Raw genomic sequence first — 23,591 nt, forward strand, 5'->3', positions numbered from 1 at the left:
TTCTTAGGTTTTGACCCTATCGTCTAGAGGCCTAGGACATCACCCTTTCACGGTGAGTACCGGGGTTCGAATCCCCGTAGGGTCGCCAAGTTTGAAGCGCTTGATGCTATATAATAGCTAGCAAAGCTTCCTGCCAGGAGTGGTAGTTCAGTTGGTTAGAATACCGGCCTGTCACGCCGGGGGTCGCGGGTTCGAGTCCCGTCCACTCCGCCAGTTTCGCCAGTCGCTCGAGTAGAAGCGCCTTTGTTCAAGAGGGCGCTTTTTTAATCGACAGCCGCAAGGCAAGTCCAGGTTTTGACCCTATCGTCTAGAGGCCTAGGACATCACCCTTTCACGGTGAGTACCGGGGTTCGAATCCCCGTAGGGTCGCCAAGTTTGAAGCACTTGATGCTATATAATAGCTAGCAAAGCTTCCTGCCAGGAGTGGTAGTTCAGTTGGTTAGAATACCGGCCTGTCACGCCGGGGGTCGCGGGTTCGAGTCCCGTCCACTCCGCCACAGTTTTAAAATTTGTTGAGATCATGTCATGACGCGAAGGGCTCGCGAAGCTGTACTCAGGTACAGCGAGCGAGACCGACAAAGTCATGGCTTGATATCAGCAAATTGGGGGGTATAGCTCAGCTGGGAGAGCGCTTGCATGGCATGCAAGAGGTCATCGGTTCGATCCCGTTTACCTCCACCAATTAAACTTGTCTGAGGCACCGCAGTAGCGGTGCAGCGCAGGCAAAGTTCTAGGATTGACCCTATCGTCTAGAGGCCTAGGACATCACCCTTTCACGGTGAGTACCGGGGTTCGAATCCCCGTAGGGTCGCCAAGTTTGAAGCACTTGATGCTATATAATAGCTAGCAAAGCTTCCTGCCAGGAGTGGTAGTTCAGTTGGTTAGAATACCGGCCTGTCACGCCGGGGGTCGCGGGTTCGAGTCCCGTCCACTCCGCCACAGTTTTGAAATTTGTTGAGATCGTTTCAGGACGCGAAGGCATCGCGAAGCTGTACTCAGGTACAGCAAGTGATGGCGACAAAGTCATGGAGCGACATCAGCAAATTGGGGGGTATAGCTCAGCTGGGAGAGCGCTTGCATGGCATGCAAGAGGTCATCGGTTCGATCCCGTTTACCTCCACCAATTAAACTTGTCTGAGGCACCGCAGTAGCGGTGCAGCGCAGGCAAAGTTCTAGGATTGACCCTATCGTCTAGAGGCCTAGGACATCACCCTTTCACGGTGAGTACCGGGGTTCGAATCCCCGTAGGGTCGCCAAGTTTGAAGCACTTGTAGCCATCATGGCTAGCAAAGCTTTCTGCCAGGAGTGGTAGTTCAGTTGGTTAGAATACCGGCCTGTCACGCCGGGGGTCGCGGGTTCGAGTCCCGTCCACTCCGCCAGATTCCAAAAGCCTTCTTGTCCTGTGGCAAGAAGGCTTTTTTCATCGCTGCTGCTGCCCGTGTGCAGCGTGCAAGAAAAAGCCGATCGCCGGGTTGCCCCGCAGATCGGCTTTTTGCATCGCAAGGCCCGCAGGCCTTGGTATTACTTGGGTGCCAGGCGGATGGCGCCATCAAGGCGGATCACTTCGCCATTGAGCATATCGTTCTCGATGATGTGCTTGACCAGCTTGGCGTAGTCCTCAGGGGTACCCAGGCGGCTGGGGAAGGGCACGCCAGCGGCGAGCGCATCCTGCACCTCCTGGGGCATGCCAAAGAGCATGGGGGTGCCAAAGATGCCGGGGGCAATGGTCATGTTGCGGATGCCGCTGCGCGCCAGATCGCGGGCGATGGGCAAGGTCATGCCAACCACGCCGCCTTTGGAGGCCGCATAGGCCGCCTGGCCGATCTGGCCGTCATAGGCGGCCACGCTGGCCGTCGAGATCAGCACACCGCGCTCGCCAGTGAGCTCGGGCGCATTCTGGGCCATCGCTTCGGCGCAGAGGCGGATCATGTTGAAGCTGCCAATCAGGTTGACCGTGATGGTTTTGCTGAATAACTCCAACGAATGCGCGCCTTTTTTGCCGACGGTCTTTTCAGCCGGGGCAATGCCTGCGCAGTTGACCAGGCCAAACAGCTTGCCCAGCGATACCGCCTTGTCCACGACGGCCTGGGCCTGTTCGGCATTCGACACATCGCATTGCACAAATGCGCCGCCCAGCTGCTGGGCCAGCGCCTGGCCTTTGTCTGCCTGCATGTCGGCGATGACGACGGTGGCGCCTTCATTGGTGAGCATGCGGGCCGTGCCTTCTCCCAGGCCGGACGCGCCGCCTGTGACGATAAATACCTTCTTGGCGATTTGCATCGCTATGTCTCCCGGTTGTTGGATCGGTGCATCTTAGCCGAGCCCAGTGCGGTGAGCAGTCACAAAAAAAGCCCGCGAGCGGGCTTTTCGTGACAGCGTGCGCGGCTTACTGGAAGCCGGCGCGGTCCAGCATCTGCTGCACCTTGGCCATGTTGCTGCCCACAGCGCTGATCGGGATGGTCTCGCTCTTGAACGGCTTGTCCTGCGTCATCGCCTTCAGCGCCGGGTTGTCGGTCTGCACGTTCTTGGCTGCAGGCCACTCGTTGTTGCCGTTGGCGAAGTAGGTCTGGGCTTCCGGGCTGGCCAGGTACTCCAGGAACTTGACCGCGTTGTCCTTGTTCTTGCTGTACTTGGCGACTGCGCCACCAGCGATGTTCAGATGGGTGCCCCAGCTGCTCTGGTTCGGGAACACGACGCTCACCTTGTTGGTGATCGCGACATCGTCGGGATTGCTCGAACGCATCAGGCGAGCGAAGTAGTAGCTGTTGGTGACGGCGATATCGCATTCACCAGCGGCAACGGCCTTGATCTGGTCGGTGTCACCGCCTTTGGGTGGGCGTGCCAGATTGTCCTTGACGCCTTGCAGCCATTGCTGGGCCTTGGCTTCACCGATGTGTTCGGTGACGGCGCCAAACAGGCTCAGGTTGTAGGGGTGCGAGGCCGAGCGGATGCAGATCTTGCCCTTGTTCTTGGGGTCGGCCAGCTTTTCATAGCTGTCGACATCCTCGAGCTTGACCTTGTCCTTGTTGTAGGCGATCACACGGGCACGGGTCGACAGACCGAACCAGGTGATGCCGCCATCGGCTTCGGGCTGGGCGCGCAGGTTGGCGGGGATCACGTCCTCCAGCTTGGCCGAGCGGATCGGCAGGAACAGGTTGTCCTTCTCGCCGCGGTAGAGGCGGGCGGCGTCCACCATCAACACCACATCGGCAGGGGAGGCGGCACCTTCTGCCTTGAGGCGGGCCACAATGCCTGCGTCGTCCGAGTCCACACGGTTGATCTTGATGCCGGTCGCTTTTGTGAAGTTGTTATAGAGCGCCTCATCCGTCGCGTAGTGGCGGGCAGAGTACAAGTTGACCACTTCCTGGGCTTGTGCAGCAGCACCTGCCGTGATGGCGCAAGCCAGTGCAAGGATTTTGAAAGAATGCATAGGGCAAAACGTCTCTGTAAAGTTGGAGACGCGATCTTAATTGAAACAAGAATTGTTTCTATTTAATCCAGTGCAGGGTCTGTGCTTATTCAGCCGCCATTAAGTGACGCATTGTTCATGGCACGCGAGCCGTGCTGGCCGCTGGACAGACAAAAAAAAGCCCGGCAAGGCCGGGCTTTAAAAGGATCCAAGAAACCAGGTTTCGAAAAGATCCAAGGAGACAACTGGGTGCACCGACCATGTCAGTGCGATCTATGTATTCTAGGGTTTACCCTTGGATTTGTCCAGGGGCTGGCCCTTTGCCGGGCTCAGTTGTGGGTATTGGGCCACAACCAGCGTCCGTTCAGCGGCGCTTGGCGGTCGCTGCGCTGACGGTACCAGCAGCCTTGACGGCGTTGTTGGTGATCGTGTTGAAGTTGGTCTCGGCCACTTCACCGGCTTGCTTCACGGCCTTTTGCACGGAGTCGTAGGCGTTGTTGGCAGCGGCAACAGCGGTCTTCATCACGGCAACGGCGCTTTCAGAACCGGCTGGTGCGTTCTTGGCAGCAGTGTCGACAAAGTCATTGAACTTCGACTGGGCTTCCACGGCCTTGTTCTCGAACGCCTTGCTGAATTCCAGGCTGGTGGCGGCGGCGATTTCATACAGATGGCGGCTGTAGGCAGCGGTCTTTTCGGCCATCGGTTGCAGCAGACCGCTTTGCACGCTCAGCAGATCCTGGGCGCTCTTGGCATCGAGCACGGCCGAGGTGTTGGCCGAGACATCGGACAGCGCAGCGCGGGTAGCGGCCACATTCAGTTCCACCAGCTTTTCCACGCCTTCAAAGGCCTTGTTGGTCAGGCCCAGCAGGGTTTCCAGATTCGCCTTGTGTGCAGCCAGGATTTGGTCAGGGGTCAATGCCATGTTCATACTCCGTCTCGTTAGAAGTGGTGAAAATACCGGTCCGGACACCCATTGTGTACCGGAGGCTTGTGCATTGCTTTGAATTGCTGCACTGCACAATGACTCTATTGTTGGGCATCTGCGGGTGTTTTGCAAGCCTTTTTTTGTGCAGTGCAGCAAAAAATCTTTTGTTTTGATTTCAATCATTTACCTTTTGTTTAATTAGTTGATGGGGTAACGAATTAATCGCCTGGCAATTGGCTCAAACCTGCTTGTTCTGACGTTGTAGCCGCCGCATGTGACAGCACGATGGCAGCGTCTGTGCTGGTCTGTCTCCGACAGTGCCGCGCTGCGGTGACGGCGGGTTCGGGCACTCGAAGAACGTGTTTACGATCTCCTCGCGCCGCGACAGCGGTTTTGCGGGATGGGAGGCGAGGGGGGCGCCCAGCCGCGCAACACCGCAGCCATAGTCGCACTATTGCGAGGATTTGCAACGACGCAGACTGCCCTTAGTCGGGCACCCCTAGTCGGGCACCCCTGCCCGGGCGGCCCTAGCCGGGCGCCCCTAGTCGGGCACCCGCAAAACCCTTGTCCCTATGGGTTGGAGTGAAATGGGCCGATTTCTGCGCGCTGGCCCTTGCTTGCACCCCGGTGCAAGCTGCGGACCTGCCCTTCGAACTCATCCCGATTGCACTCCAACGCGGCTGCGTAGAGATCGCAAACACGTTCTACAATGCCTGCGAACTTCGTGACCAGGATGGCCAGATGTCTTCTTCGCAGCAGCACGCCGAGCGTCCCCAGCCGCAGCCCCGGTCGGCCTATGCCGAGTTTGTGCGCATAACCACCCGCTGGGCGGATAACGATGCCTATGGGCATGTCAACAACGTCGTTTATTACAGCTGGTTCGACACGGCCGTGAACCGCTTGCTGATTGACAATGGGCTGCTCGATCTGGAAAAGAGCACCAGCATCGGCCTGGTGGTGGAGACCCAATGCCACTATTTTGCGCCGGTGTCCTATCCGCAGGATGTCGATGTTGGCGTGCGTGTCGCGCATCTGGGTAAAAGCAGTGTGCGTTATGAGCTGGCGATTTTTGTGGCCGGTGCATCGCAAAGCGCCGCTTGCGGGCATTTTGTCCATGTCTATGTGGACCGCAGCAGCCGGCGCCCGGTTGCGCTGCCAGACGCCACGCGCTTGGCGCTCGACAGACTGCGCCTGCGATAAGCCTCCGCGGGGATGCCTTGCCCTGCCTCACAGCAGGGCGGCGGTCAATCGCCTACACTTGCCGCTGTTGCGACCTTATGAAATAGGCGCTGGGTTGTGGATACGAGACACGGCGTCTGCCTGTAGCAGCCACATTGGCCGCTGCACGTGTTGGCGCGCAACCCTGTGCTGCCAACCATGATTATCCAAAGTCTGCTGGACACCGACCTGTACAAGTTCACGATGATGCAGGTGGTGCTGCACCAGTTTCCGGGAGCCCAGGTGGAATACAAGTTCCGCTGCCGCAACCCCGGCGTGCAACTGGCGCCGTATGTGGACGAGATTCGCGCCGAAATCCAGCATCTGTGCAGCCTGCGCTTTGCCGATGACGAATTGGCCTATCTGCAGTCGCTGCGCTTCATCAAAAGCGATTTCATCGATTTTCTGCGGCTCTACCAGCTCAAGGAAAAATACATCAGCGTGATGCCGCTGCCCAGCGGTGAGATCGATATCACGATCACCGGCCCCTGGCTGCACACCGTGCTGTTCGAGATCCCGGTGCTGGCCATCGTCAATGAGGTCTACTTTCGCAACACCCAGCCTGAGCCCGATTGGGCGGAGGGGCGCAGGCGCCTGGCGGGCAAGATCGAGGCCATGCGTGGGCAGGGCCTGGAGGCGCTCAAGATCGCCGACTATGGCACGCGCCGGCGTTTCAGCCATCGCTGGCAGCGCGAGGTGCTGGGCAGCCTGGTGGGTGGCCTGGGCGTGGCCACACATCCAGCGATGCCGGGCGAGCGCCGGGGCCAGCTGGCCGGCACCAGCAACACCTTGTTTGCCAAACAACTGGGCCTGACCCCGTTGGGCACGATGGCCCATGAATACCTGCAGGCCTGCCAGGCGCTGGGCCCGCGCCTGCGCGAAAGCCAGATCTATGGCTTTGACATGTGGGCCAAGGAATACCGGGGCGATCTGGGCATTGCGCTGTCCGATGTCTATGGCATGGATGCCTTCCTGCGCGATTTCGACCTGTACTTCTGCAAGCTCTTTGACGGCGCGCGGCATGACAGCGGCGACCCGTTCAGCTGGGGTGAGCGGCTGATTGCCCATTACAAGCTGCACAAGGTCGATCCGCTGAGCAAGATCCTGATCTTCAGCGATGCGCTGACGATACCGCGCACCATTGCACTGTTCGAACGCTTCCAGGGGCGCTGCCAGCTGGCCTTCGGTGTGGGCACCAACCTGACCAATGACCTCGGCTACGAGCCGCTGCAGATCGTCATCAAGATGACCCGCTGCAATGGCCAGCCGGTCGCCAAGATATCGGACACGCCCGGCAAGAGCATGTGCGACGACGAAAAATACCTGGCCTATCTGCGCCAGGTGTTCAACCTGCCCCCCAGCCAGCACATGCCGCCGCAAGGGGTGGCACCAGCCCCCGCACGTGCGGGTTAATCGGGAGGGCGGCTGTCACCCGCAGCCGGTCCTGGCGCATGGCCGCTGACTAAAATCACCGGCTGCACCCGTCTGCCAAGCGCGCACGGCTGCATGGGGGAATAAGCACAAACACAAGGAGCAGCTTATGGCGCAGGTGGGGCAGCGGTATGGGGCGTGGGGCAGGGCGGCCGTGGGGGCTGCGGTGCTGGTACCGGGCTGGGCCAGTGCGGCCACGATCAATGGGGCTGATCTTTCTGTTTTATGGGGCATCCCTTTTGCCGGCATTCTGCTGTCGATTGCGCTGATGCCGCTGTTTTTGCCCCACTTCTGGCACCACCATTTTGGCAAGGTCGCCGCTTTCTGGGCGCTGGCCTTTTTGCTGCCGTTTGCTGCCGTCTTCGGACCGGGGTTGGCCGCTGGCAGCCTGGCCCATGCACTGGTGGCTGAATACATTCCCTTTGTCATTTTGCTCACCGCCTTGTTCACGGTCTCGGGAGGGATCTACATCCGTGGCAACCTGCATGGCTCACCGGGCTTGAACACTGCCATCCTGGCGATTGGGGCGGTGCTGGCCAGCTTCATGGGCACCACCGGGGCGTCGATGCTGCTGATCCGGCCGCTGATCCGCGCCAACGATGCCCGCCGCAGTTGCGCGCATGTGGTCGTGTTCTTCATCTTCATCGTCTCCAACGCTGGCGGCTCGCTCACCCCACTGGGCGATCCGCCGCTGTTCCTGGGGTTTTTGAAGGGCGTCGATTTCTTCTGGACGGTGCGCCACATCTTTGCCGAGACCCTGTTTCTGGTCGGTGCGCTGCTGGTGATCTTCTACCTGCTGGACCGCTACATGCTGCGCTTTGACGCGCAAAAGCCCCGCACCGATCCGACGCCCGACACCCACAGCCTGGGCTTTGAGGGCAAGATCAATTTTGTGCTGCTGGGCGCCGTGGTGGCCCTGGTGCTGCTCAGCGGATTCTGGAAGTCCGATCTGCAGTGGGACATTGCCGGTGTAGCCGTTGGTCTGCCATCCATCGTGCGTGACCTGGGCCTGATTGCGGTGGCCGTGCTGTCCTTCAAGCTCACCCCTGCGTCTGCGCATGCCGCCAACCAGTTCGACTGGGGCCCGATGCAGGAAGTGGCCAAGCTGTTCGCCGGCATTTTTCTGACCATCATCCCCGTCATTGCAATGCTGCAGGCTGGTGCCAACGGGCCCTTTGGTGCGGTGGTGCGTGCGGTGACCCGGCCCGATGGCTCGCCGGACCCGGCGATGTACTTCTGGGCCGCCGGCCTGCTCAGCAGCTTTTTGGACAATGCGCCCACCTATTTGGTGTTCTTCAATACCGCCGGGGGCGATCCCCAGGTGCTGATGACCTCGATGGCAACCACGTTGGCCGCCATCTCGGCCGGTGCTGTTTTCATGGGTGCGAACACCTATATCGGCAACGCACCCAATATGATGGTCAAGGCCATTGCCGAAAGCCGCGGCGTGCGCATGCCCAGCTTTTTTGGCTACATGGCCTGGTCCTGCGCCATCCTGGTGCCGTTGTTTATCGTGATGACTTTTATCTGGTTCCGCTGAACCCCGAGGAAATTGCCGATGTCCCGCCCGAAAATTCTGATTGCCCGCGCCATTTCGCCTGAAGTGGTCACTGTGCTGGAGCAGCACTTCGAGGTCCAGTCCAACCAGGACGATGTCGCCTGGTCGCCCACCGAGCTGGCCGAGCGCCTGCAGGGCATCGATGGCGTGCTGACCACCGGCTCGCAGCGCATCGATGCGGCTTTGCTGGCCGCCTGCCCGCAGTTGCAGATCTGCGCCAACATGGCCGTGGGCTACAACAACTTCGATGTGGCCGCGATGACGGCAGCCGGCGTGCAGGGCACAAATGCGCCCGATGTGCTGACCGAGACCACGGCCGATTTCGGCTTTGCGCTGATGATGGCGGCTGCCCGCCGCATCACCGAGAGCGAGCATTTTCTGCGCGCCGGACAGTGGAAGGACTGGCGCTATGACCTGTTGGCCGGTGCCGAGGTACATGGCAGCACCCTGGGCATTCTGGGCATGGGCCGCATCGGCCAGGCCATTGCGCGGCGTGGTGCCCATGGCTTTGGCATGCAGGTGGTCTACCACAACCGCTCGCGCCTGAGCCCCGAGCTGGAGGCCGATTGCAAGGCCCGCTATGTGAGCAAGCAGGAGCTGCTCAGCACCGCCGACCACCTGGTGCTGGTGCTGCCCTACACCCCTGAGGCCCACCACACGATCGGTGCGGCCGAGATCGCCAGCATGAAGCCCACGGCGACGCTGACCAATATTGCGCGCGGCGGCATTGTGGACGACGCGGCGCTGGCCAAGGCCCTGGCCAACAAGACCATTGCGGCCGCCGGGCTGGATGTGTTCGAGGGCGAGCCTGCGGTGCACCCGGATTTGCTGGCACTGTCCAATGTGGTACTGACACCGCATATCGCCAGCGCCACGATGGGCACGCGCCGGGCCATGGCCCAGCTGGCGGCCGACAACCTGATCGCCTACCTGGGCGGCCAGGCGCCGGTCACGCCCGTCAACCACCTGGAGCACAGCCGCCGCAGCGCTGCCTGAACGCAAAATATTTCAATAAACATGGCTGTTTGTGCCCACCAGGCGGGTGCAAGCAGCTATTATTTTTGAAGTCTTCTCAAACACGGGGAACGCTTGTGAATCTGGATCTGGATCGGTCGCTGCTCAGCCTGGTGCTGCTGACCTTGGTGTTGTTGGCGGTGCTGGCCAATCTGCTGGTCCTGCTGCTGCGCCGGCCCAAGGCCGGTCTGGGTGAGGTCTGGCTGCAGCAGCAGGAGCGCCAGGCCCGGGACCAGCAGCAGACGGTGCAGGCGCTGGCACGCAGCGAAGGGGCGCTCAGCCACCTGTCGCAGCACCTGACTTTGCAGCTGCGCGAGCTGAACCAGGGCAGCCAGGATGTCATGGGCGAGTTCCGCGAATCGCTGGAGGCGCGCATGGCGCAAAGCCTGGCCGAATCCCGCCTGGGGCGCCAGGAACTGGCCCAGGCACTGGCCGGGTTCGAGGCCCAGCTGGCGCAGCGCCTGGCCCACCTCGATGCCGCCGTCAACCAGCGCCTGTCAGTGCTCGATACCTCGCTGACCCAGCGCGTCGATGCACTCACCCGGGCCAACCACCACAGCCTGACCACGCTCAAGACCGATGTGCAGTCGCACCTGAGCGGCATGCAGGATGGGGTGGGGCGCCAGCTGGCGCAGCTGCTGCAGGCCAACCAGCAGCAGGCCGAGCAGCTGCGCGGCACGCTCAATGAGCGGCTGGCCAGCATCCAGAGCGACAACGCCAGCAAGCTCGAAGAGATGCGCAAAACGGTGGACGAAAAACTGCATGCCACCTTGGAGCAGCGCCTGGGCGAATCCTTCAAGCTGGTCAGCGACCGGCTGGAGCAGGTGCACAAGGGCCTGGGCGAAATGCAGACCCTGGCCGGCAGCGTGGGCGACCTCAAGCGCGTGATGACCAATGTGAAATCGCGCGGCACCTGGGGCGAGTTGCAGCTGGGCATGATCATCGACAACGTGCTGACCGCCCAGCAGTACGCCAGGAACGTCAAGACCGTGCCGGGCAGCGACGAGATGGTGGAGTTCGCCATCCGCCTGCCGGGCCACAGCGACGACAGGCCGGTGTGGCTGCCCATCGATTCCAAGTACCCGGTGGAGCACTACCAGCGCCTGATGGATGCGCAGGAGAGCATGGACAAGGCGGCGATCCAGTCGGCCAGCATCGGTTTTGAGAACTCGATCCGCCTGGAGGCCAAGAAGATCTACAGCAAGTACGTCTCGCCGCCCAACACCACCGATTTTGCGGTGCTCTACCTGCCCACCGAGGGCCTGTTTGCCGAGGTGATGCGCCGGCCCGGCCTGGTCGAGGCGGTGCAAAACGACTGCCGGGTCATGGTCTCGGGGCCCGCCAACCTGGCAGCGATGCTCAACAGCCTGCAAATGGGCTTCAAGACGCTGGCCATCGAAAAGCGCAGCTCCGAGGTCTGGGCGGTGCTGGGCCAGGTCAAGACCGAGTTCAACAAGTTTGGCGAGGTGGTCGAGGCCACGCGCAAGTCGCTGGACCAGGCAGCCAAGAAGTTCGAGCAGGTCGATGTGCGCACCCGGGCGATCAAAAAGCGCCTCTCGCATGTGCATGAGACGCCTGCAGCCGGCGAGTTGGGCCCTCTGACCTCGGATACGGACGAAGGCGACAGCGCCGCCACCCTTTCTTAGCCGACAATGCAGGCCAAGCAAGCGCCAAGTGCCCAAGGTGCTGAAGGGAACGCGTGAATCGCGAGTTGATACGGCTGATCATCGGCCAGTTTTTCGTCCATACCTGTATGACAGGCACGCGTTTGGCAGCCCCGCTGCTGGCCCTGCGCGATGGCCACACCCCCGGCGCCGTGGGGTTCTTGCTCAGTCTGTTTGCGCTCACCCAGGTGTTTCTGGCGCTGCCGGCAGGCCGCTACGCCGACCGGCATGGCTTCATGAAGCCGATGCTCGCGGCGATTGCGCTGGCCTTTGTCGGTACTGCCATCGGTGTGGCCTTTCCCCGCTTTGAAGTGCTATGCCTGTCGGCACTGCTGACCGGCGCGGGTTGCGGCATCTCCATCATTGCGCTGCAGCGCCACGCCGGCCGCGTCGCGCATGAGGCCAGCGAGTTGCGCCAGATCTTCAGCTGGCTGTCATTGGGCCCGGCGATTGCCAATTTTCTGGGCCCGATGGTGACGGGCCTGATCATCGACCACTCCACCGGCCAGGCGGGCAACAACCTTTCCTACCGCATCGCGTTTGTGGTGCTGGCGCTGTTCTCGGTGGTCGCCTGGTGGTGCGTGCGCAGCGCGCAAGAGATGGAGCCGGCGCCGCCCAAGAGCGATGGCCAGCCGCACCATGCCTGGGATCTGCTGCGCGAGCAGTCCTTCCGGCGCCTGCTGATCGTCAACTGGCTGGTCGCCTCCTGCTGGGATGTACACACCTTTGTCGTGCCGTTGCTGGGCCATGACCGGGGTCTGTCGGCCTCCGAGATCGGCGCCGTGCTCGGCGTGTTCGCGCTGGCGGCCTTTGTGATCCGGGTGCTGCTGCCTGCCATCTCGCGCCATCTGCGTGAGATGACGGTGGTGATGGCCGCGATGGTGCTGACCGCCGCCATCTTCGCGGTCTATCCGCTGATGCCCAATGCCTGGGCGATGGCCTTTTGTTCGGCGTTGCTGGGCATCGGCCTGGGCAGCGTGCAGCCGATGGCCATGAGCATGCTGCACCAGATCACTCCGGAAGAGCGCCATGGCGAGGCGGTGGGCTTGCGGCTGATGCTGATCAACGGCTCCAGCGTCTGCATGCCGCTGATGTTCGGTGCGGCGGGGGCGGCCATCGGTGTCGGCGGGGTCTTCTGGGTGATGGGCGCGCTGGTAGGTGCGGGCTCGCGCATGGCCTGGGTGCTGGGGAAAACGCCGCTGCCGACTTTCAAGGTCATCGACAGCAGTCCTGCGGCGGGGCCCGCCGCCCATGCGCTGGGCGAGAAGCCGGTGGCTATGCCGCCACGCGAGCCCTGATCGGCGGGCCCGACTTGCATTTGGCTCTGGCCCGAGCGGCTAAACTGCAGGGCTTGAATGGGGGATGCAAGCATGATGGATGGATTGGTTTCCGGGCGCATACTGGGCCAGCCGGTCGAGCGCACCAGTAAAACCGGCAAGCCCTACGCGCTGGCCAAGGTGCGTGCCAATGCCGGTGCAGGCGATGGCGAGATGCTGATTGTCAACGTCATCGCTTTCGACGATGCCCCGGTCGCCGCATTGCTGGGCCTGGGCGATGGCGACAGCATCTGCCTGTCGGGCAGCCTGACGCCCAAGGTCTGGGTGGACCGCGATGGCGTCGCCCGCCCCAGTGTCGATATGGTGGCCCACCAGGTGCTGACCGCCTACGCGGTGGCGCGCAAGCGCGGTGTAGCGGGCGACACGGACCTGGATCCTGCGGGCTGATCCCGTCCGGATGGCTGGCTGGCACGTACAATCTGCCGCAGCATGACTCCATCTTCTCCCGTATCTTCCCCAGCTGCCTCGCGCGGTCTGTTCATCAGCTTTGAAGGCATTGACGGCGCTGGCAAATCCTCGCATATCCAGGGCCTGCACGACGCCTTTTTGGCCGCCGGTCGCCGGGTGGTGAGCACGCGGGAGCCCGGGGGCACGCCGCTGGCCGAGAAGCTGCGCGCGCTGTTCCTGCAGGAGCCCATGGATGCCCTGACCGAGGCCTTGCTGGTATTTGCCGGCCGGCGCGACCACCTGCAGCAGGTGATCGAGCCCGCGCTGGCCCGTGGCGACGTGGTGTTGTGCGACCGCTTTACCGATGCCACCTTTGCCTACCAGGGCGCAGGGCGTGGCTTTGACCTGCAGGTGCTGTCGGTGCTGGAGCACATGGTGCAGGCCCGGCCCGAGCTGGGCGAGGGCGCACTGCGCCAGCCCGACCTGACGATATGGTTTGACCTGCCCACCGAGGTGGCCGCCGAGCGCCTGGCAGGCGCGCGTGCCCCGGACCGTTTTGAGGCCGAACCCCAGCAGTTTTTTGCCCGCGTGGCCGCCGGTTATGCCGAGCGCGCGCTGGCGCAACCCGGCAGGTTTGCACGCATCGATTCGCACCAGCCCAAGCCGGCGGTGTGGCAGGCGGTGCGCCAGGCCGTCGAGGCCCGGGGCTGGCTGAGCGCCAGCCGGGAGGAGGGCTGAGATGGCCACCGCCAAGAACACCGCTGCGGCTGAGGCTGTCTCCGCCGCCCCCACTCCTCTGGCACCTTGGATCGCCCAGCAGCGCGACCTGCTGCTGGCCCAGCGCGGCCATGCCTGGTTGCTGCAAGGCCCCTCGGGTCTGGGCCAGTTTTCGCTTGCAATGGCCATGGTACGTGCCTGGCTCTGCGATGCGCCGACGCCGCAAGGGGCCTGCGGCCACTGCGCCAGCTGCCATGCCATTGATGTGCATGCCCATACCGACCTGTGTGTGCTGATGCCCGAGACCGAGATGCTGGCGCTGGGCTGGCCGTTGCCGGAAAAGGCCCAGGCGGACATTGACGACAAGAAGCGCAAGCCGAGTCAGGAAATCCGGGTGGATGCCATGCGCGATGCGGTGGAATTCACCCAGCGCACCTCCGGCCGGGGCAAGGGCAAGGCGGTCCTGGTGTACCCGGCAGAAAAGATGAATGCCGTCACCGCCAACGCGCTGCTCAAAACCTTGGAAGAGCCGCCAGGCGATGCCCGCTTTGTGCTGGCGACCGAGGCTGCGCACCAGCTGCTGCCGACGATACGCAGCCGCTGTCTGGCGCACACCATGCAGTGGCCTGATACGGCGTCGGCGCGCAATTGGCTGGTCGCGCAGGATGTGCCGGCCGACCAGGTCGATGCGCTGCTGCAGGCTGCGGGTGGCCGCCCTGATGATGCACTGGCGCAGATGGAGGCCGGCCGCTCGCCCCAGGTCTGGAAGAAGCTGCCCAAGGACCTGGCCAATGGCCAGCCCGGCGCGCTGTCCAGCCTGTCCGCGCCCGAGGTGGTCGATGCCTTGCAAAAGCTCTGCCATGATTTGCTGATGCTGCGTGTGGGGGCTACGCCACGGTTTTTTGAGGCGGCTGATCTTCCGCCCCCCCCGACATTGGCCGTATTGGCGCGCTGGAGCAAGGCGTTGACGCAGTCGATGCGCACGGCGTCACACCCTTTCAACCAGGGGCTGATGCTGGAGGCACTGGTGGCGCAGGCGGCCAGCGTGCTGCAGTCCCGCCGCTGAGCGGGGCCCGCCAGCGGTGTAACAGCGCCGCTTTCTGTCCGCTCTTTGCGCTGGCATAGGGGATGAGCTTGCAAAATTTGGTTATCCTTGCAATCTATGAACAGTCCCACTCCCGCAACAGGCACAGCCAGCGCGCGCCCCAGTGTGCTGCAACTGGCCATCAAGGAAAAAGCCGCGCTGTACGCCGCCTACATCCCCTTGTTCAAGGAAGGCGGCATCTTCGTACCGACGCCCAAGGACTATGCGCTGGGCGATGATGTCTACCTGTTGCTGACCTTGCCGCAGGACCCGCAGCGCTACCCCATTGCCGGCAAGGTCGGCTGGGTGACCCCGGCAGGCGCCAGCGGCAACCGCACCCAGGGCATCGGGGTACGCTTTCCCAAGGACCCCAAAACCGACGAATTGCGTTACAAGATTGAACAGATCTTGGGCACCGCCTTGCAGGCCGACCGCGCGACGCAGACGATCTAAGCACGCAGCTTCGACCCGGTCCCACCCGCATTTCTTAGCCGGGCTGACAGGGTTTTACGGTGGCAGCCACCGGCCACGGGGCCGGAGCGCGGACAATGGCAGCAATTGTTTGTATTTGGACTGCGGCGCTCCGTTCGTCTGCAGCGTTGACGATTGATGTTCACCGACTCCCACTGCCACCTCAATTTTCCCGAGCTCGCCCAGGACCTGCCGGCCATCCGTGCCAAGATGGACGAGGCCCGGGTGACCCGCGCGCTGTGCATCAGCTGCACGATGGAAGAGTTTCCCGACGTGCATGCGCTGGCGATGCGCTATGACAACTTCTGGTGCAGCGTGGGCGTGCACCCGGATACCGAAGGGCTGACCGAGCCCAGCGTGCAGGACCTGGTCGAGCGCGCCGCGCTGCCCCGGGTGGTGGCGATTGGCGAGACCGGCCTGGATTACTACGGCATGGAAGACCGCAAGGGTGGCCGCACGATTGCCGATCTGGAGTGGCAGCGTGAGCGCTTTCGCACCCATATCCGTGCGGCCCAGCAGGTGCGCAAGCCTTTGGTGATCCACACCCGCAGCGCTTCGGACGACACCTTGCGCCTGCTGCGTGAAGAGGGCGAAACCGGCGGCGCTGATGCTGCAGGGGGCGTGTTCCACTGCTTCACCGAGAGCATGGAGGTGGCGCGCGCAGCGCTGGATCTGGGCTTCTATATCTCGTTCTCCGGCATCATCACCTTCAAGAAGGCCCAGGATCTGCGCGATGTCGCGGCCTTTGTGCCGGAGGACCGCCTGCTGATCGAGACCGACAGCCCTTATCTGGCCCCGGTTCCGTTTCGCGGCAAGACCAATATCCCTGCCTACGTGCCCCATGTGGCCGCGCAGATTGCCGAGGTGCGCGGCATCAGCGTGGAAGCGGTGGCCGAGGCCACCAACCGCAATTTCGACCGATTGTTCAGCGGAGTGCTGTCATGAAGCCCAAGTCTCGTTCCCTGTCTGCGCTGCATGCGGCCTGTGCCGCAGCCTTGTCGCTCGCCTGCGCGGTCGCGCAAGCGGGCTCCTACGACGATTTCTTCACCCGCATCATCCGCGACGATGCCAAGGGCATCGAGGCGCTGGTGCAGCGCGGCTTTGACCCCAACACCGTGAGCGAGAAGGGCGAGACGGGGCTGACCCAGGCGTTCAAGCTCGATTCCTACCGCGCAGCCAAGGGCATGATTGCGCTGCCGGCAACCAACGTGAATCTGGCCAATGCCAAGGGCGAAACACCGCTGATGATGGCCGCCATCAAGGGCCAGGTCGATCTGGCCAAGGCCTTGATTGCCCGGGGTGCCGATGTGAACCGCGAGGGCTGGACGCCGCTGCACTATGCCGTATCGGCTCCCAGTGAAGACGGCTCCGACCTGCAGATGGTGGCGCTGCTGCTGGAGCACCATGCCTATATCGATGCCGCATCACCCAATGGCACCACGCCGTTGATGATGGCGGCGCAGTATGGCACGCGCAGCGCCGTGCAACTGCTGATCAAGGAGGGGGCCGACCCCAAGCTGAAAAACCAGCAAGGTCTGACCGCCAGCGACTTTGCCACCCGTGCCGACCGCTCGGAAGTGGTGACCTGGCTGACCCAGGCCGGCGCCGCTGCACCAGGCTCGGGTGCGCGCGCAGGCGCAGCAGCGGCGGGCAGCCAGGCCGCGCCCCAGCCGCAGCCTGGCGGCTATGTGCCGCAAAAGCCCGCGTTCCCGCAGGAAGGCCGGCGCAAGATCCAGAGCAACTGGTAAGGGGGCGGGCGGCGCTGCCCGCGCTGCCCCCGCTGCGTTTGCACCCGCTGTTGGCAGGGGCTTGACATTCACACCATGGCAATCTTTAAAGTGGCTGCCATGGATAGAAAGACAACCGCCATGACTGCCCCCACCATCTCCTCTGCTACCCCACTGCTGCAACTGCCGATCGAGGGCATGACCTGCGCCTCCTGCGTCGGCCGTGTCGAGCGTGCGCTCCAGGCCGTACCTGGCGTGCTGAGCGCCCATGTCAACCTGGCCACCGAGCAGGCCAGCCTGCAACTGGGCGACCAGGCCCCCGCCGCCCAGCTGCTGGAACAGGCCGTGGCAGCGGTGCACAAAGCGGGCTACAAGGTGCCTGCGCATGCGCTGGAGCTGGAGATCGAGGGCATGACCTGTGCTTCGTGCGTGGGCCGGGTCGAGCGGGCGTTGAAGGCTGTGCCTGGCGTGCAGACCGCAGCCGTGAACCTGGCCACCGAGCGCGCGATGGTGCAGCTGACGGCGGGCGTGCAGGCCGAGCAACTGCTGGCCGCCGTGGCCACGGCCGGCTATACCGCCCGCAGCCTGCCGCAGGTGGCAGACGCTGGTGGGGCAGCCGATGCCCATGATGCGCAAACCCAGCGCCAGCAGCAGGCACAGCAAGGCCTGTGGCGTGATCTGTGGATCGCAGCCCTGCTGGCTGCGCCGGTATTTGTGTTGGAAATGGGCGGCCATGTGCTGCCGGGCTTCCACCACTGGGTGAGCCAATGGCTGCCGCAGCAGAGCAACTGGCTGCTGCAATGGGTGCTGACCAGCCTGGTGCTGGCAGGGCCGGGCCGCCGCTTTTACCGCCTGGGGCTGCCTGCGCTCTGGCGTGCAGCGCCGGATATGAATTCGCTGGTGGCAGTGGGCACCTTGTCGGCCTACCTCTACTCGCTGGTGGCCACCTTTGCGCCCGGCGTTTTGCCTGCGGGCACTGTGCATGTCTATTTCGAGGCGGCCGCGGTGATCGTGGTGCTGATTCTGCTGGGCCGCTGGATGGAGGCGCGCGCCAAAGGCAACACCTCGGCGGCGATCAAGCGCCTGGTGCAACTGCAAGCCAAGACCGCGTGGGTGCTGCGTGATGGCGATTGGCAGTCGCTGGCCATTGACGCGGTGCAGCCCGGGGACACGGTGCAGGTGCGCCCTGGCGAGCGCATTCCGGTCGATGGCCGGGTGACCGGGGGCGAGAGCTATGTCGATGAATCGATGATCAGCGGCGAGCCCGTGCCGGTGCACAAGACCCATGGCGCCCAGGTGGTGGGCGGCACCATCAACCAAAAGGGCGCGTTGACGCTGGAGGCTACCGAGGTGGGGGGCAATACCGTGCTGGCGCAGATCATCCGCATGGTCGAGCAGGCCCAGGGCGGCAAGCTGCCGATCCAGGCGGTGGTGGACAAGGTGACCATGTGGTTTGTGCCCGCCGTGATGGCCGCCGCCTTGCTGACCTTTGTGCTCTGGCTGCTGCTGGGCCCGTCGCCGGCGCTGAGCCTGGCCCTCGTCAATGCGGTGGCCGTGCTGATCATTGCCTGCCCCTGTGCAATGGGCCTGGCCACGCCGACCTCGATCATGGTGGCCACCGGCCGCGCCGCCCAGCTGGGCGTGCTGTTCCGCAAGGGCGAAGCCTTGCAGCTGCTGAAAGATGCCCGGGTGGTGGCTGTCGACAAGACCGGCACCTTGACCGAAGGCCGGCCCGCGCTGACCGACCTGGTGCTGGCCCCCGGTTTTGAGCGCGCCGCCGTGCTGGCGGCGGTGGCAGCCGTCGAGAGCCAGTCCGAGCACCCGATTGCGCAGGCCATTGTGCAGGCCGCGCAGGCTGAAGGCCTGCAACTGCCACCGCTGTCCGGCTTTGAATCGGTGACCGGTTTTGGCGTGCGTGCCCAAGTGGGTAGCGCGCGGGTGGAAGTCGGTGCAGACCGCATGATGCAGCAGCTGGGCGCCGGTGTGGCGGTGTTTGCCGACGAGGCGGCCCGCCTGGGCGCCGAAGGCAAGACGCCGTTGTATGCGGCCATCGATGGCCAGTTGGCGGCCATGATTGCCGTGGCCGACCCGATCAAGCCGACGACACGGGCCGCCATTGAGGGCCTGCATGCGATGGGGCTGAAGGTGGCGATGATCACCGGCGACAACCGCCGCACCGGCGAGGCGATTGCCCAGCAGCTGGGCATTGACGAGGTGGTGGCCGAGGTGCTGCCCGATGGCAAGGTCGAGGCCGTCAAACGCCTGCGGACCGCACATGGTGCGCTGGCCTATGTGGGCGATGGCATCAACGATGCACCCGCACTGGCCGAGGCCGATGTGGGTATTGCTGTGGGCTCGGGCACCGATATCGCGATCGAGTCGGCCGATGTGGTGCTGATGGGCGGCGACCTGCGCGGCGTCGTGACCGCCATCGGGCTCTCGCGCGCCGCCATGCGCAATATCCACCAGAATCTGTTCTGGGCCTTTGCCTACAACGTAGCGCTGATCCCGGTGGCCGCGGGCCTGCTGTACCCGATCAATGGCACCTTGCTGTCGCCGGTGTTTGCGGCGGGGGCGATGGCGCTGTCGAGTGTGTTTGTGCTGGCCAATGCGTTGCGGCTGCGCCGTTTTAGCGTCTAGACAATGCGGCTGGACATGAAAAAGCCCTGCAGGCTCCCAGCCTGCAGGGCTTTTGTTCAAGCGGAAGGGCTTAGACCTGGTCGGCCGACAGGCCTGCCGTCTGGCTGAAGCCTCCGTCCACATAGGTGATCTCGGCAGTCACGCCCGAGGCCAGATCGCTCAGCAGGAAGGCGGCGACATTGCCCACATCTTCGATGGTCACGTTGCGGCGCAGCGGGGAGGCATCAGCCACACGGCCCAGCAGCTTGCCGAAGTCCTTGATGCCCGAAGCGGCCAAGGTCTTGATCGGGCCGGCGGAGATGCCGTTGGCGCGGATCGCGCGGCCGTCTTCGGTGCGGCCCACGGCCTCGGCCAGGTAGCGCACGGAGGCTTCGAGCGACGCCTTGGCCAGGCCCATGGTGTTGTAGTTCGGGATGGAGCGCAGGGCACCCAGGTAGGACAGGGTCAGCAGCGACGACTTGTCGTTCAGGTAGGGCAGGGCGGCCTTGGCCAGCGCCGGGAAGCTGTAGGCGCTGATGTCATGCGCAATGCGGAAGCCTTCGCGCGACAGGCCCTCCAGGAAGTTGCCGGCAATCGCTTCGCGCGGTGCAAAGCCGATCGAGTGCACAAAGCCGTCGAACTTGCCCCAGGTGCCCGCCAGGTCGGCAAACATCTTCTCGATCTGGGCGTCATCGGCCACATCGCAGTCGAACACCAGCGTGGAGTCGAACTCGGCAGCGAATTCGCTGATACGGTCCTTGAAGCGTTCACCCACGTAGCTGAAAGCCAGCTCGGCGCCTTGCTGGTGGCAGGCCTTGGCGATGCCGTAAGCGATGGAGCGGTTGGACAGCACGCCCGTGATCAGCAGTTTCTTGCCGGTCAGAAATCCCATTGTTCTTCTCCTGATGAGTTCCAGGCCATGAGGCATGGCCAAAAAAGACCTGGCACCGGGGCAGAGCGTTTCTCGGGGGTAAACGCTTGCACAGGTGGCCAGCTAGGGCAGAATTGTCGCATGCGATTCTGCCTTCCGCTGATTTTGTGGGCTGCTGCGGCAGCACCTGCCTGGGCCAACCATGCCTACGCCCTCTGGGGCGAGCCGCGCTACGGGGCGGATTTCAAGCATTTTGCCTATGCCAATCCTGATGCGCCCAAGGGCGGAGAGTTGCGGCTGGTCAGCGCGTTGCGCTACTCCACGTTTGACAAGTACAACCCCTTCACGATCAAAGGTTCGCCCCCGGCCTATCTGACCGAGATGCTGTTTGACAGCCTGCTGATCGCCAGCCTGGACGAGACGACGACCGGCTACGGGCTGCTGGCCGAGGACATCGATGTGGCAGCCGATGGCCTGTCCGCCACGTTCAAGATGCGCAAGGCGGCGCGCTTTCACGATGGCAAACCGGTGCTGGCGCAGGACGTGAAGCACAGCTACGAGGCGCTGATCAGCCAGTACGCTGCGCCCGGCTACAAGACCTTGCTGGCCGATGTGGAAGGCTGCGATGTCATCGATGACCGCACGGTGCGCTTTCGCTTCAAGAAGCCCAACCGCGATCTGCCGCTGACCGTGGGCAGCCTGCCGGTCTTCAGCCGCGACTGGGGCCTGGGCGCCGATGGCAAGCCCAAGCGCTTTGACCAGATCGTGACCGATATGCCAATCGGCAGCGGCCCCTACAAGATCGGCCCGGTGGTGTTTGGCCGGGACATCACCTATGTGCGCGACCCCGGCTACTGGGCCAAAGACCTGCCGGTGCGCGTGGGCAGCGCCAATTTTGACCGGATCACGATCAAGATCTACAAGGACAACACCGCCAAGCTGGAGGCGCTCAAGGCCGGTGAATTCGATGTGATGCGCTTTTTCAGCGCCGGTGACTGGGCGCGGCGCCTGTACGGCAAACGCTTTGACCGGGGTGAGCTGCGCAAGGGGGAATTTGCCAACAAGCTGCCGTCCGGTTTTCAGAGCTATTTTCTGAACCTGCGCCGCCCAGTGCTGCAGGATGTGCGCGTGCGCGAGGCGCTGGGCCTGGCCTTTGACTACGAGTGGATGCAGCGCCAGCTGTTCTACGGCGCCTACGAGCGCGTGCATGGCCTGTTTGGCAATACCGTGTGCGAGACCCACGGCAGCCCGAGCGACGCCGAGCTGGCGCTGCTCAAGCCCTTTGAGAAGGACCTGCCCGCCGGCACCTTGGGCCCGATGCAAAGCCCACCCCGTACCGACCAGGGCAGCAGCCTGCGCGACAACCTGCGCAAGGCGCAGGCGCTGTTGGCCGAAGCCGGCTGGAAGGTGGACGCCAACGGTGTGCTGCGCAATGCCAAGGGCGAGGCGCTGGAGCTGGAGTTTCTGGACAGCAACGAAGGCGGCTTGCGCACCGTCTCGACCTGGATGCGCAACCTGGAAAAGCTCGGCATCAAGCTGCGGCTGCGGGTGGCCGATTATGCGCTCTACCAGCAGCGGGTCGACAAGTTCGACTATGACCTGATATCGGTCAACATCCCAGGCACCAATATTCCCGGCCAGGAATATGCCGAACTGTTTGGCAGCGCGGCGGCGGACCAGGAAAGCTCGGGCAACTTCATTGGCCTTAAAAGCCCGGCCGTCGACGCGATGATTGCCAAGATGGCCAGCGCCAAGAGCGAGCAGGAGCTGCTGCCTGCCTGCCATGCGCTGGAGCGCATCATCGTGGCGGGCCACTACCTCATCCCGCAGTGGTATGCGGCGAGCCACCGGGTGGTGTATGACGCCTGGCGCCTGGTGGAGCCGCCGCAGGTGCCCGCCTATGTGCCGGGCGAGACCTGGGTGATGTACTACTGGTGGGCGCGCATGCCGCCGATCACCGCTGACACGGCCAAGCCATGAGCCGGTCTGACGCAGGGCCCAGCCGTTATATGATCCCTCTCACCGCCCCGGCGCGCCTGCCGCGCTGCCCAGGCCTTTTCTGCCACAGTGCCACGGCGCTTGCCCGCCCCTGCTGACATTGGAGCCCGCACCGCATGTTTGCCTACATCCTCAAACGTCTGCTGCTGATGATTCCCACCTTGTTCGGGGTCCTGCTGCTGACCTTTGTGGTGATCCAGTTCGTGCCGGGCGGCCCGGTCGAGCAGTACCTGGCGGAGGCCAAGGCCGGTAACCGGGGGGCTGAAGGCGCAAGCATGGGCTACCGGGGCGCGCAGGGCATTGACCCCAAACGGCTCGAAGAGATCAAGGCCTTGTACGGCTTCGACAAGCCGCCCGTCGAGCGCTTTGTGCAGATGCTGGGCCAGTTCGCCCGCTTTGATCTGGGCAACAGCTTTTTCCAGAACAAGAGCGTCTGGCAGCTGATCAAGGACAAGCTGCCGGTCTCCATCAGCCTGGGGCTGTGGACCTTTTTCATCAGCTACCTGATTGCAGTGCCGCTGGGCATTGCCAAGGCGGTACGCGCGGGCAGCCGTTTCGACATGGTCACCACGGTGATCGTGCTGGTCGGCTATGCGATACCCGGTTTTGTGCTGGGCGTGGCGCTGCTGGTGATCTTTGGCGGGCAGTTGCAGTGGTTTCCGCTGCGCGGCCTCACCTCCTCGGGCTGGGAAGAGATGGGCTGGGCCGCCAAGCTGGTGGACTATCTCTGGCACATCACCTTGCCGGTGACCGCCATGGTGGCTGGCAGCTTTGCGGTGACGGCCATGCTCACGAAGAACGCCTTTCTTGAAGAAATCCGCAAGCAGTATGTGGTCACCGCCAAGGCCAAGGGCCTGAGCGAGCGCCAGGTGCTGTGGCGCCATGTGTTCCGCAATGCCTTGCTGCCCATTGTCACGGGCTTTCCGGCAGCCTTCATCGGGGCTTTCTTCACCGGTTCGCTGTTGATCGAAACCTTGTTCTCGCTCGATGGTCTGGGCCTGCTCAGCTACGAGAGCGTGCTGCGGCGCGACTACCCCGTCGTGCTGGGCACCCTGTACCTGTTTACCTTGATCGGTCTGCTCACCAAGCTGGTGAGCGACCTGTGCTATGTCTGGGTGGATCCGCGTGTCAAGTTTGACTGAGGCGCGCATGCCCGCATTG

At 63.3% G+C, this 23,591-nt stretch carries 19 protein-coding genes and 10 tRNA genes; 25 read left to right on the forward strand and 4 right to left on the reverse strand.

Going from position 1 to position 23,591, the window contains the following annotated elements:
• The first annotated feature begins 12 nt into the window (after positions 1–12).
• The 10 genes from MJ205_RS06315 (at position 13) to MJ205_RS06360 (ending at position 1,379) form a co-directional block, all read left to right on the forward strand.
• Positions 13–88: transfer RNA gene (locus tag MJ205_RS06315), tRNA-Glu, on the forward strand.
• Between the two features lie 48 nt (positions 89–136).
• Positions 137–213 (forward strand) — tRNA-Asp (locus MJ205_RS06320).
• An 83-nt stretch (positions 214–296) separates the two neighbouring features.
• Positions 297–372 (forward strand) — tRNA-Glu (locus tag MJ205_RS06325).
• 48 nt (positions 373–420) lie between these two features.
• Positions 421–497: transfer RNA gene (locus MJ205_RS06330), tRNA-Asp, on the forward strand.
• Between the two features lie 108 nt (positions 498–605).
• Positions 606–681, forward strand: a tRNA-Ala gene (locus tag MJ205_RS06335).
• Positions 682–738: 57 nt separating this feature from the next.
• Positions 739–814 (forward strand) — tRNA-Glu (locus MJ205_RS06340).
• A 48-nt stretch (positions 815–862) separates the two neighbouring features.
• Positions 863–939, forward strand: a tRNA-Asp gene (locus MJ205_RS06345).
• A gap of 108 nt (positions 940–1,047) precedes the next feature.
• Positions 1,048–1,123, forward strand: a tRNA-Ala gene (locus MJ205_RS06350).
• 57 nt (positions 1,124–1,180) lie between these two features.
• Positions 1,181–1,256: transfer RNA gene (locus MJ205_RS06355), tRNA-Glu, on the forward strand.
• Positions 1,257–1,302: 46 nt separating this feature from the next.
• Positions 1,303–1,379: transfer RNA gene (locus tag MJ205_RS06360), tRNA-Asp, on the forward strand.
• 142 nt (positions 1,380–1,521) lie between these two features.
• Here MJ205_RS06360 and MJ205_RS06365 read toward each other — a convergent pair.
• The 3 genes from MJ205_RS06365 to MJ205_RS06375 all read right to left on the reverse strand — a co-directional run bounded on the left by MJ205_RS06365 (position 1,522) and on the right by MJ205_RS06375 (position 4,331).
• Complete coding sequence (locus MJ205_RS06365; RefSeq protein ID WP_239811683.1) at positions 1,522–2,280, reverse strand: 3-hydroxyacyl-CoA dehydrogenase; 759 nt, start codon at positions 2,278–2,280, stop codon at positions 1,522–1,524.
• Positions 2,281–2,386: 106 nt separating this feature from the next.
• Positions 2,387–3,430 (reverse strand): extracellular solute-binding protein, encoded by a 1,044-nt coding sequence (locus tag MJ205_RS06370; protein WP_239811684.1) that lies wholly within the window; start codon positions 3,428–3,430, stop codon positions 2,387–2,389.
• 343 nt (positions 3,431–3,773) lie between these two features.
• Positions 3,774–4,331: a phasin family protein gene (locus MJ205_RS06375; RefSeq protein WP_239811685.1), complete on the reverse strand. Its 558-nt coding sequence runs from the start codon at positions 4,329–4,331 to the stop codon at positions 3,774–3,776.
• A 744-nt stretch (positions 4,332–5,075) separates the two neighbouring features.
• Here MJ205_RS06375 and MJ205_RS06380 point away from each other — a divergent pair.
• The 13 genes from MJ205_RS06380 to MJ205_RS06440 all read left to right on the forward strand — a co-directional run bounded on the left by MJ205_RS06380 (position 5,076) and on the right by MJ205_RS06440 (position 19,582).
• On the forward strand, positions 5,076–5,534 hold the full coding sequence (locus MJ205_RS06380; RefSeq protein WP_239811686.1) for an acyl-CoA thioesterase: 459 nt from the start codon (positions 5,076–5,078) through the stop codon (positions 5,532–5,534).
• Between the two features lie 177 nt (positions 5,535–5,711).
• The gene (gene pncB, locus MJ205_RS06385) at positions 5,712–6,965 is read left to right on the forward strand and encodes a nicotinate phosphoribosyltransferase (protein WP_239811687.1); all 1,254 of its coding nucleotides are present in this window, start codon (positions 5,712–5,714) and stop codon (positions 6,963–6,965) included.
• A 127-nt stretch (positions 6,966–7,092) separates the two neighbouring features.
• The gene (locus MJ205_RS06390; RefSeq protein ID WP_239811688.1) at positions 7,093–8,523 is read left to right on the forward strand and encodes a sodium:proton antiporter; all 1,431 of its coding nucleotides are present in this window, start codon (positions 7,093–7,095) and stop codon (positions 8,521–8,523) included.
• 18 nt (positions 8,524–8,541) lie between these two features.
• The gene (locus MJ205_RS06395; RefSeq protein WP_239811689.1) at positions 8,542–9,537 is read left to right on the forward strand and encodes a 2-hydroxyacid dehydrogenase; all 996 of its coding nucleotides are present in this window, start codon (positions 8,542–8,544) and stop codon (positions 9,535–9,537) included.
• A 158-nt stretch (positions 9,538–9,695) separates the two neighbouring features.
• Positions 9,696–11,201: a DNA recombination protein RmuC gene (gene rmuC, locus MJ205_RS06400; RefSeq protein ID WP_446715076.1), complete on the forward strand. Its 1,506-nt coding sequence runs from the start codon at positions 9,696–9,698 to the stop codon at positions 11,199–11,201.
• A 53-nt stretch (positions 11,202–11,254) separates the two neighbouring features.
• A complete protein-coding gene (locus MJ205_RS06405; RefSeq protein ID WP_239811691.1) occupies positions 11,255–12,517 on the forward strand; it encodes an MFS transporter in 1,263 nt (420 codons plus the stop codon).
• A 75-nt stretch (positions 12,518–12,592) separates the two neighbouring features.
• Entirely contained in the window at positions 12,593–12,943 is a 351-nt protein-coding gene (locus MJ205_RS06410) for a single-stranded DNA-binding protein (protein WP_312408835.1), read from the forward strand.
• A gap of 42 nt (positions 12,944–12,985) precedes the next feature.
• Complete coding sequence (gene tmk / locus MJ205_RS06415) at positions 12,986–13,681, forward strand: dTMP kinase (RefSeq protein WP_239811693.1); 696 nt, start codon at positions 12,986–12,988, stop codon at positions 13,679–13,681.
• A gap of 1 nt (position 13,682) precedes the next feature.
• Positions 13,683–14,726 (forward strand): DNA polymerase III subunit delta', encoded by a 1,044-nt coding sequence (locus MJ205_RS06420; protein ID WP_239811694.1) that lies wholly within the window; start codon positions 13,683–13,685, stop codon positions 14,724–14,726.
• 96 nt (positions 14,727–14,822) lie between these two features.
• Positions 14,823–15,197 carry a PilZ domain-containing protein gene (locus tag MJ205_RS06425; RefSeq protein ID WP_239811695.1) on the forward strand — a complete coding sequence of 125 codons (375 nt, stop codon included), beginning with the start codon at positions 14,823–14,825 and terminating at the stop codon, positions 15,195–15,197.
• Positions 15,198–15,353: 156 nt separating this feature from the next.
• Positions 15,354–16,160, forward strand: a complete 807-nt coding sequence (locus MJ205_RS06430) for a TatD family hydrolase (protein ID WP_239811696.1) — start codon at positions 15,354–15,356, stop codon at positions 16,158–16,160.
• On the forward strand, positions 16,157–16,963 hold the full coding sequence (locus MJ205_RS06435; RefSeq protein WP_239811697.1) for an ankyrin repeat domain-containing protein: 807 nt from the start codon (positions 16,157–16,159) through the stop codon (positions 16,961–16,963). Before MJ205_RS06430 ends, MJ205_RS06435 begins: the two co-directional genes overlap by 4 nt.
• A gap of 120 nt (positions 16,964–17,083) precedes the next feature.
• Entirely contained in the window at positions 17,084–19,582 is a 2,499-nt protein-coding gene (locus MJ205_RS06440; protein ID WP_239811698.1) for a heavy metal translocating P-type ATPase, read from the forward strand.
• Positions 19,583–19,652: 70 nt separating this feature from the next.
• Here MJ205_RS06440 and fabI read toward each other — a convergent pair whose 3' ends face one another.
• Positions 19,653–20,453 (reverse strand): enoyl-ACP reductase FabI, encoded by an 801-nt coding sequence (gene fabI, locus MJ205_RS06445; protein ID WP_239811699.1) that lies wholly within the window; start codon positions 20,451–20,453, stop codon positions 19,653–19,655.
• A gap of 120 nt (positions 20,454–20,573) precedes the next feature.
• Between fabI and MJ205_RS06450 the strand changes: the two genes are divergently transcribed.
• Together MJ205_RS06450 and MJ205_RS06455 are read left to right on the forward strand one after the other, a co-directional pair.
• On the forward strand, positions 20,574–22,412 hold the full coding sequence (locus MJ205_RS06450) for an extracellular solute-binding protein (RefSeq protein WP_239811700.1): 1,839 nt from the start codon (positions 20,574–20,576) through the stop codon (positions 22,410–22,412).
• A 134-nt stretch (positions 22,413–22,546) separates the two neighbouring features.
• Entirely contained in the window at positions 22,547–23,572 is a 1,026-nt protein-coding gene (locus MJ205_RS06455; RefSeq protein WP_239811701.1) for a microcin C ABC transporter permease YejB, read from the forward strand.
• The last annotated feature ends 19 nt before the right edge of the window (positions 23,573–23,591 follow it).

It is taken from the genome of Comamonas sp. B21-038, assembly GCF_022387135.1.
GTDB lineage: Bacteria > Pseudomonadota > Gammaproteobacteria > Burkholderiales > Burkholderiaceae_C > Comamonas > Comamonas sediminis.